Source organism: Cupriavidus sp. SHE (genome assembly GCF_000812445.1).
Taxonomy (GTDB): Bacteria; Pseudomonadota; Gammaproteobacteria; order Burkholderiales; family Burkholderiaceae; genus Cupriavidus; species Cupriavidus metallidurans.
Genome location: NZ_JWMB01000081.1, coordinates 18,120 through 27,408 on the forward strand (window position 1 = coordinate 18,120; position 9,289 = coordinate 27,408).

The following is a 9,289-nucleotide window of genomic DNA, read 5'->3' on the forward strand; positions in this document are numbered from 1 at the left end:
ATGCGTCGGCGCGCGCGGCCCATCAGGCTGTCGGCTTTACCAGCGGCAAGCTGAGTTCCGCGCGCACGCCACGCCCTTGGGCGCCTTCGCGCAAGACCACAGTGCCGCCGCAGCGCATCGCCATCTCGCGCGAGATGGCAAGTCCGAGGCCTGACCCCGTTTCCGTGTGGCCGACCCGGCGATAGAAGCGCGCGAACACCTTCTCGCGTTCGGCCTCGGGAATACCGGGGCCGTCATCCTCGACGACGAGCATGGCGCTGTCGTCGACCTGTGCGGCGGAGAGCGTGATGCGGCTGCGGCGTCCCGAGTACTGGATGGCGTTGTGGACAAGATTGGCGAATGCCTCGCGCAACAGCGCGGGATCGGCCTGCACTGGCAGTTCCAGTCCGGCCGGTCGTTCCCAGCCAAAATCCTGCTGGCGTCCGCGAGCGAGTGGCAGGTAGTCCAGCGCCACCTGCTCTGCCACGCCGATCGCGTCGATGATCTCCACTTCCGTGGCCGGGGCGGTGCCGTCCGGCGCGTGCTGTCTGACGCGCGCCAGTGCCAGCAGCTGGTTGGTCATCCGCGCGGCCTGCTCCAGTTGCTTGACGATGCCGCCAACGGCTTCGGCGGCGCCTGAATGCGCCGCGCCTTCGCCGCCGAACGTGTCGAGCTGCCGCTGCGCGAACTCGGCCTGTGTCTTCAGGATGGCCAGTGGCGTGCGGAGTTGATGGGCGGCATCGGCGATGAACTGGGCCTGGGCTTGCGCCATCGCGTCGGAGCGCGACACGTGCAGGTTCACGGCGTCGACCAGCGGGCGCACCTCGACCGGCACATGGTCGAACTCGAGCGGGGTCAGATCCTCGGGCGAGCGCGCGCGCACATCGTCGCGTACCTGTTGCAGCGGGCGGAGCACGTAGGTAATGCCGCCGACCAGGATCAGCGCCGAGACGATGATCAGCGCGATGTCGCGCAGCAGCGCGCTGCGCCAGACGTTGCCGATCAGCGCCGCGCGCGGCTCGGCGGTCTCCGCCACCTGGATGATCACGCGCATGTGCGCGTCCGGGCGGTAGACCGGGCGGGCCATCGCCGCGATGCGGACCCGGTCGCCGCGATAGGTGGCGTCGTAGAAGCGCGGCTGGCCGTTCCGCAGCGCTCCCGTCGGCAGCGGCAGATCGTCATAACCGGTGACAGTCTCGATCTGGCCGGCCCGCTCCATCGACACGCGGTAGAACACGTGTGTCTGCGCCGCGGTTTCGAACATCTCCATGGCTGCGTCGGGCAGCGATAGCTGGATGCTTTCGCCGGCCATCCCGATGGCGTTGTCGATGGTCAGCACGGAGCCGTACAGCGAGCGGTCGTATGCCGTGTTGGCGGCATCGCGCAGGGTGCCGTAGGTGAACCACGTATCGACCGCCATCATGAGCGCCAGCGCCGGCACCAGCAGGATCAGCAACTGGCGCCGCAGGCTGCCGCGCAACCACGACCGCACAGGCAGGCGCGCGCGCTGGCGCAGGCGGCGAGGCCACATCAGGTGGCGGCCTCCGGTTCGAGCAGGTAGCCGAAGCCGCGTAGCGTGACGATGGTCACGCCGTGGCCGGACAGTTTCTTGCGCAGGCGATAGACCAACACCTCGATGGCGTCGGGGCTCACGTCCGCGTCGAGCGAGAACACCTTGTCGAGCAATTGGGCTTTCGTCAGCGGTTGGCCGCTTCGGGCCAGCAGCGCGCCGAGCAGCGTCGATTCGCGCGGGGTCAGGGACAGCGGCGCGCCAGCGAGTGTGAAGCTGCGCGCTTCGCCGTCGAATACCAGCGTGCCGCATTGCAGGCGCGGATGCGCCCGGCCACGGCTGCGCCGGATCAGCGCCAGGATACGGGCTTCGAGTTCCGCGATGGCGAATGGTTTGGGCAGGTAGTCGTCGGCCCCGAGATTGAGACCGCGCACGCGTTCATCCAGGGTGTCCTGTGCGGTGAGGATCAGCACGGGCGTGCGGTCGTCACGGCCGCGCATGGCCTTCAGCACGGCCAGGCCGTCCTTGCCGGGAAGGCGCAGGTCCAGCACGACCGCATCGTATTCCTCGGCCATGAGGCGGGCCTCGGCCTTCAGGCCGTCGGTGACATGCTCGATCACGAAGCCGCCCTGCTCAAGTGCGCGTGTGACCCAGCGGGCCAGTTCCACTTCATCTTCCACCAGCAGGATGCGCATGGGACCCTCCTCTGCCCGCTCTTGATCTGTCTCCGGGGCTGCCCCCGAGGGCGCCTATGATACCGCCTTGGCGGCGGGTGTCGGGGGCGCCGCTCGCGCCCTATAATGGCGGCGCTCCTTCCCGTGTACAACACGCGCGTCTACTGTGCCAGAAACCAAGTCGCCTCCAGTTCATGCTACTCGCCGTCACCTGCTGATGGCGGGCGCCGTCATGGCCGCGGGTGTGCCGTCGTTTCCGGCCCGGGCGCAGCCCATGGCGAAGGTGCCGGCGGGGTATCCGAGCGACTATATCGAGGTGATCGCGCGCGCGCAGCGCGAGGGATCGGTCACGGTCTATGGTTCGACCGACCTGGAGATCGCGCAGCCGCTGATCGACGCATTCGAAACCCGCTATCCGGGTATTCGGGTGCGCTATCAGGACCTGAACACGATCGAGCTGAACAACCGCTTCCTGGCGGAGAGCGCCAGCCTCGGCACGAACCGGCCGGCAAGGGATGCCGATGTGGCCGACGTGCTCTGGAGCACGGCGATGGACCTGCAGATCAAGCTCGTCAACGACGGCTACGCGCAGCGCTACGAGTCGCCGGAACGCGATGGCCTGCCGGGCTGGGCGGTCTGGCGCGACGAGGCGTTCGGCACCACGTTCGAGCCTGCGGTGATCGTCTACAACCGGAAGCACTTCGCGGGCACCCATATTCCGAGTAGCCGCAGCGGCCTGGCGCGCTTGCTGCAGGACCGCGCGCCGCAATGGCGGGGCAAGATCGTGACGTACGACGTGGAGCGTTCCGGCGTTGGCTATCTGCTCGCCCAGCAGGATGCGCGCATGGGCAGCGAGTTCTGGTATCTGGCTCAGGCGTTGGGCCGCGCGCGCGTGCAGTTGTCTGCATCGACGGCGGACATGATCGAGCGCATCGCCAGTGGCGAGCTGGTGCTGGGCTATAACCTGCTGGGTTCCTATGCGTTGTCGCTGATGGAGCGCGGGGCCGGGATTGCCGTCATCGCGCCGCGCGACTACACCCTGGTGATGTCGCGCGTGGCGTTCATCGCGCGGCAGGCGCCGAGGCCACACGCGGCGCGGTTGTGGCTCGATTTCCTGCTGTCGCGCGATGGGCAGGTCCTGCTGAGTCAGACCGCGTCCCAGCTCTACACGATTCGCACCGACACCGACAGCACGCATACTGCCAACGCACTGGCAGAACGGCTGGGCTACGCGCTAAGGCCGATCAGTGTCGGGCCCGGTCTGCTGGCCGCGCAGGATGCCCTGCGCAAGAAGGCGTTCATCGCGCGTTGGCGCGAAGCCATGCGCGGTTGACGGCGCATAGCCAACTCATAGCCCGCTCAGCAATCCGTTCGGGAATCAGTTCGACGCCAGGGCCTGCTGGGGCTGCCGTTCGCACAGCGCCGCCATTTCCGCATCGAGCGGCGCCATGGGGCGTGGCACGTAGCCCACGCGCAGAGCCGGCGAGAGGCGCAATGTGTCGATGAATGCGTCCGCCAGGCGTTCGGCCTCGCGGGCCAATTCGAAATCCTCGGGGGAGAACAGCCAGTGCGCCAGCACGCCACCGATCGCGGCGTGGAAGGCATTGACGGCCAGTGGCAGGTCGAGGTCGGCGGGCAACTGGCCGCGCTCCATCGCCAGCCGCAGATGCTCGCGCATCTTCACCGTGCCTTCCTGGTGCGACTGGCGCTGGCGCACGAAGATGGCGCCGTTGTCCTCGACCATCTCGCACTTGTGGAAGATGATTTCGAACACGCGGCGCCATTGGGGATTGTTGACGGTCTGGCGGAACACGAATGCGCAGATGTCGCGGATGCTGCCGAGCGGGTCTTCCTGCGAGGCAATGCGCTCGGGCGAGCAGAGCGCCTCGACAGGCAGGTTGACGCGATCGCACATCGCGGCGAACACGTCGCTCTTGTTCTTGAAATGCCAATAGATCGCGCCGCGCGTGACGCCTGCCGCCTCGGCAATGTCCGCCAGCGAAGGACGTGCCACGCCACGGGCGTGGAACACGGCCTCTGCCGCATCCAGAATGCGGTTGCGCGTCTCTAGCGCTTCTTCCTTGGTACGTCTGACCATTTCCCTCTTTACCCGGACGGCGGTGGTCGCCAGGTCTCCATAGGCGCTGCCGGTGGATGGCAAGGCGCTTCTCTCTCCAAATTGCGCAACGGCACTAGGCGGGGCGCATCGTACCGTGAATGGAACAATCGTGCTCGATTTGCAGGAGCATTCCACTACACGCAACCATCGCCATGTGTTGTAAACGCCCCAAAATTTATCCGGGTACTTACATACATGCGCGAATGTATCTATAATACGCCCCTGCCCGAGTTTCAGCCAACCTGATTTGTGTGATGGCGCGCGCGCAAAGCGACGCAGCCATGAGCCGAAGCCGGGAAATCCTGCCTGTAGAAAGAAAAGCGTTTCCATCCACCGACTTGCGAGCGGTGGCTGGCAACGAGCAAAAACCTGTTTGGCCGCCATGCCCCGCCCCCGGAGTGTGTTGCCCTTTGCGACTGTTCGCGTCGCGGGCATTGCGGCAGATCTCAAATTGCCATCATGGGGTTATCGATGAGGAAGTCCCAACAAATCCGTAGTGTTGCCGCCGCTGTGGCGGTACTGGCGTTGTCCGCCTGCGGCCAGAAAGCCCCGCAGGGCGGCGCGATGCCGCCTCCGGAAGTGGGTGTCGTGACCGTCACGCCGTCCGCAGTTGCCGTCGTCAATGAATTGCCGGGTCGTCTCGAGGGTGTTCGCACCGCCGAGGTGCGTGCCCGCGTGGAAGGTATCGTCCTGTCGCGCAACTACACCGAAGGCGGTGAAGTGAAGGCCGGTCAGGTGCTGTTCCGCATCGATCCCGCCCCGTATCAGGCGCAACTGGCTTCGGCCAAGGCCCAGCTCGAGCGTGCCGAGGCCAATGCCGTGTCCGCGCGCCAGAAGGCTGAGCGCTACAAGCCGCTGGTGGCCGCCAACGCCGTCAGCAAGCAGGAATATGACGAGGCGGTTGCCGCCGCCGGTCAGGCCAATGCCGATATCGCCGCCGCCAAGGCGGCCGTGACGACCGCGCAGATCAATCTGGGCTACACCACCGTTACCGCGCCGATCTCCGGCCGCGTTGGCCGTGCGCTGGTCACGGAAGGCGCGCTGGTCGGCAAGGGCGAAGCCACCAAGCTGACCACCGTCGAACAAGTCGAGCCGATCTGGGTGACCTTCACGCAACCGGCGTCGGAAGTGGCGCGCTTGCGTCGCGCCATCGAGGCCGGCCAGGTCAAGGGTGTGAACGGCGGCGCGCGCGTGCACCTGTACCCGGAAGCCGGTGACAAGGAATACGGCATGACCGGCAAGCTGCTGTTCTCGGACATGACCGTGGACCCGACCACGGGTTCGATCACGCTGCGAGCCGAGTTCCCGAACCCGAAGCGTGAACTGCTGTCGGGCACCTTCGTGCGCGTCAAGATCGAACAGGGTGTGGACGAAAAGGCGCTGACCGTGCCGCAGCGCGCGCTGATCCGTAGCGCACAGGGCGCGAGCGTGCTGGTGGTGGGCGATGACGGCAAGGTAGCCGCGGTGCCGGTCAAGGCGCCGCAGGCGATCGGCGATCGCTGGGTGGTGACCGAAGGCCTCAAGGGTGGCGAAAAGGTCATCGTCGAGGGCCTGCAAAAGGTTCGCCCGGGCGCGCCTGCCAAGGCCGTGCCGTTCCAGAACCCGCAGACCGCGGCTGCGCCGGCATCGGGCGCGGGCGCGCAGGGTGCTGAAGGCGGCAAGTCCGAAGCCAGCAACGAAGCCAAGCCCGCCGAGCAGAAGCCGGCCAAGCAAGGCTGACCACGCACACTTAGGGAGCCAGTTTCATGGCGAAGTTTTTCATCGACCGGCCGGTGTTCGCGTGGGTGCTCGCGCTGATCATCGTGCTGGGCGGGGCACTCGCGATCCTGCAATTGCCGATCGCGCAGTACCCCAATATCGCGCCCCCGATCATCACGGTCAGCACGACCTACCCTGGTGCATCGGCCAAGACCATTGAAGACACGGTGGTGACGCCGATCGAGCAGGAGCTCAACGGCGCGCCGAACCTGCTCTATTACGAGTCGCAGAGTGAGTCGTCCGGCCTGGCCACGATCAATATCTCGTTCGCGCCGGGCTCGAGTTCCGACCTGAACTCCGTGGAAGTGCAGAACCGCCTGAAGCGCGTGGAAGCGCGTCTGCCGGCGGAAGTGCGCCAACAGGGTGTGAAGGTCGACAAGGCCGGCAACAACTACATGATGTTCATCACGGTCTCGTCCAAATCCGGTAACTCGGATGCGATCGAGCTCGGTAACTTCGTGTCCGCGCAGGTCGTCGACTCGATCCGTCGCGTGCCCGGCGTGGGTGCGGCCGACCTGTTCGGTACCGAATACGCGATGCGGGTCTGGCTGGATCCGGCCAAGCTGACCGGCTACAACCTCACGCCGCTCGACGTGAAGGCCGCAGTGGCCGAGCAGAACATCCAGGTTGCCGTGGGCGAACTGGGCGGGACCCCGTCGCCGTCTGGCACGGAGCTTAACGCCACGGTGAGTACCGAAAGCCGCCTGAACACGCCCGAGGAATTCGCCAACATCCTGTTGCGCGTGAATCCGGACGGTTCGTCGGTGCGCATCAAGGACGTCGGCCGCGTGGAACTGGGCGGCGCCGACTACTCGACGCTCGCCCGCATCAACGGCAAGCCGGCCTCGGCCATCGCCATCAAGCTGGCCCCGACCGGCAACGCGCTGGCCACCGCCACCGCGGTGCGCGCCAAGATGGAAGAGCTTTCGCGCTTCTTCCCGCCGGACTACGAGTTCAGCGTGCCTTACGACACCTCGGCCTTCGTGAAGATCTCGATCGAGGAAGTGGTCAAGACGCTGCTGGAAGCCGTGGTGCTGGTGTTCCTGGTGATGTACCTGTTCCTGCAGAACTTCCGCGCGACGCTGATCCCGACGCTGGTGGTGCCGGTGGCGCTGCTTGGCACGTTCGGCGCGATGCTGGCGTTCGGATTCTCGATCAACGTGCTGACAATGTTCGGCATGGTGCTGGCGATCGGTATTCTGGTCGACGATGCCATCGTGGTGGTCGAGAACGTCGAGCGGATCATGAGCGAGGAAGGACTCTCGCCACGTGAAGCCACGCGCAAGGCGATGGGACAGATCACGGGCGCCATCATCGGCATTACGCTGGTGCTGACGGCGGTGTTCATCCCGATGGCGTTCTTCTCGGGCTCGGTCGGCAACATCTATCGCCAGTTCTCGCTGTCGCTGATTGCTTCGATGGGTTTCTCGGCGCTGCTGGCGCTGACGCTGACCCCGGCACTGTGCGCCACCATGCTCAAGCCGGTGGAAGCAGGCCATCACCACGAGAAGAAGGGCTTCTTCGGCTGGTTCAACCGTACCTTCACCACGGCATCGGGCAGCTACCAGGGCATGGTCGCGCGCATTCTCAAGCGCACGGGCCGTTACGTGATCATCTACCTGGTGATCATTGCTGGGGTGGTGGTGCTGTTCAAGCGCCTGCCGTCGTCGTTCCTGCCTGATGAAGACCAGGGCTACATGATCACCGTGGTGCAGTTGCCCACGGGCGCGACGCAAGAGCGCACGATCGGCGTGCTCAAGCAGATCGAGGACTACTACCTGCAGAAGGAATCGAAGGTGGTGGACCAGATGATCACGGTGGCGGGCTTCTCGTTCTTCGGCCGCGGCCAGAACGGCGGTATCGCGTTCGTGCGTCTGAAGGACTGGAAGGAGCGTCCGGGCGCGGATCAGACCGCGCAGGCGCTGGTGGGCCGTGCGTTCGGCGCGCTGTCGTTCATCAAGGACGCGATCATCTTCCCGCTGAACCCACCGGCCATCTCCGAACTGGGTAACTCGTCGGGCTTCGACTTCCGTCTGCAGGACCGCAGCGGTCAGGGCCACGCGAAGCTGATGGAAGCGCGTAACCAGATGCTGGGCATGGCGGCGCAGTCGCCGGTGCTGCAGGGCGTGCGTCCGGAAGGCCAGGAAGACGCGCCGCAGTTGCGCATCGACATCGATCGCGAAAAGGCGCGCGCGCTGGGCGTATCGGTGGCCGATATCAACTCGACGCTGTCGATCGCATTTGGCTCCTCGTACGTGAACGACTTCATCTATGAGGGTCGCGTGCGCCGTGTGATCGTGCAGGCCGAAGGTGCGGATCGCCGTCTGCCGGACGATCTGACCAAGCTGCGCGTGCGCAATGCCAATGGCGACATGGTGGCGTTTGCCGCGTTCGCGACGTCGAAGTGGATCATGGGTTCGCCGCGCCTGGAGCGTTACAACGGCATGCCGGCCGTGAAGCTCGCTGGCCAGGCCGCGCCGGGCAAGTCCACTGGCGAGGCTATGCGCGTGATGGAGGAAAACTTTGCCAAGCTGCCGCCGGGCTTCGGTTTCGAGTGGTCGGGCCAGTCGTATGAAGAGCGCCTGGCCGGCTCGCAGGAACCGATCCTGTACACGCTGTCGCTGGTGATCGTGTTCCTGTGTCTGGCCGCGCTCTATGAGAGCTGGTCGATTCCGGTAGCCGTGCTGCTGGTGGTGCCGCTGGGTGTGATCGGCGCGCTGCTCGGCGTGACGCTGCGTGGCATGCCGAACGACGTGTACTTCAAGGTGGGCCTGATCGCGACGATCGGTCTGTCCGCCAAGAACGCCATTCTGATCGTGGAATTTGCCAAGGACCTGCAGGCGCAGGGCCGTAGCCTCGTGGATGCGACGCTCGAAGCGGTGCACCTGCGGTTCCGCCCGATCCTGATGACGTCGATGGCATTTATTCTGGGCGTGCTGCCGCTGGCGATTGCCACTGGCGCGGGCTCGGGCAGCCAGCGCGCGATCGGTACCGGCGTGATGGGCGGGATGATCACGGCAACGCTGCTGGCGATCTTCCTGGTGCCGGTATTCTTCGTGGTGGTGCGTAGCCGCTTCAAGGGCAGCAAGGCCCAGCACGAGCGGGAAATGGCACGCCTGGAAAGCCAGAAGGAAATCTGACTATGACAAAGACTTTGACCACTCTGCTGCTGGTGGCCGGGGTGCTGAGCGGCTGCACGATGGCGCCGCACTATGACCGCCCCGCCGCACCTGTGGCGGGCGGCCACCC

At 65.7% G+C, this 9,289-nt stretch carries 6 protein-coding genes; 3 read left to right on the plus strand and 3 right to left on the minus strand.

Translation table 11 applies throughout. From position 1 onward, the window contains the following. Window positions 1-22: 22 nt before the first annotated feature. Both RN01_RS30360 and RN01_RS30365 read right to left on the minus strand, forming a co-directional pair. On the minus strand, window positions 23-1,510 hold the full coding sequence (locus RN01_RS30360; protein ID WP_024569239.1) for a sensor histidine kinase: 1,488 nt from the start codon (window positions 1,508-1,510) through the stop codon (window positions 23-25). Further along, entirely contained in the window at window positions 1,510-2,184 is a 675-nt protein-coding gene (locus RN01_RS30365; protein ID WP_008642777.1) for a response regulator, read from the minus strand. The genes RN01_RS30360 and RN01_RS30365 overlap by 1 nt, the downstream gene beginning before the upstream one ends. Before the next feature lie 196 nt (window positions 2,185-2,380). Here RN01_RS30365 and RN01_RS30370 point away from each other — a divergent pair, with 196 nt between their 5' ends. Then, window positions 2,381-3,496: an ABC transporter substrate-binding protein gene (locus RN01_RS30370; RefSeq protein ID WP_024569240.1), complete on the plus strand. Its 1,116-nt coding sequence runs from the start codon at window positions 2,381-2,383 to the stop codon at window positions 3,494-3,496. 45 nt (window positions 3,497-3,541) lie between these two features. Here RN01_RS30370 and RN01_RS30375 read toward each other — a convergent pair whose 3' ends face one another. Further along, window positions 3,542-4,261 (minus strand): TetR family transcriptional regulator, encoded by a 720-nt coding sequence (locus RN01_RS30375; protein ID WP_017512519.1) that lies wholly within the window; start codon window positions 4,259-4,261, stop codon window positions 3,542-3,544. 492 nt (window positions 4,262-4,753) lie between these two features. On the opposite strand from RN01_RS30375, the gene RN01_RS30380 reads away from it, so the two are divergent. Next, window positions 4,754-6,001, plus strand: coding sequence for an efflux RND transporter periplasmic adaptor subunit (locus tag RN01_RS30380; protein WP_011518003.1), 1,248 nt, complete (start codon window positions 4,754-4,756; stop codon window positions 5,999-6,001). A gap of 26 nt (window positions 6,002-6,027) precedes the next feature. Then, window positions 6,028-9,180, plus strand: a complete 3,153-nt coding sequence (locus RN01_RS30385; protein ID WP_017512521.1) for an efflux RND transporter permease subunit — start codon at window positions 6,028-6,030, stop codon at window positions 9,178-9,180. Window positions 9,181-9,289 lie beyond the last annotated feature (109 nt).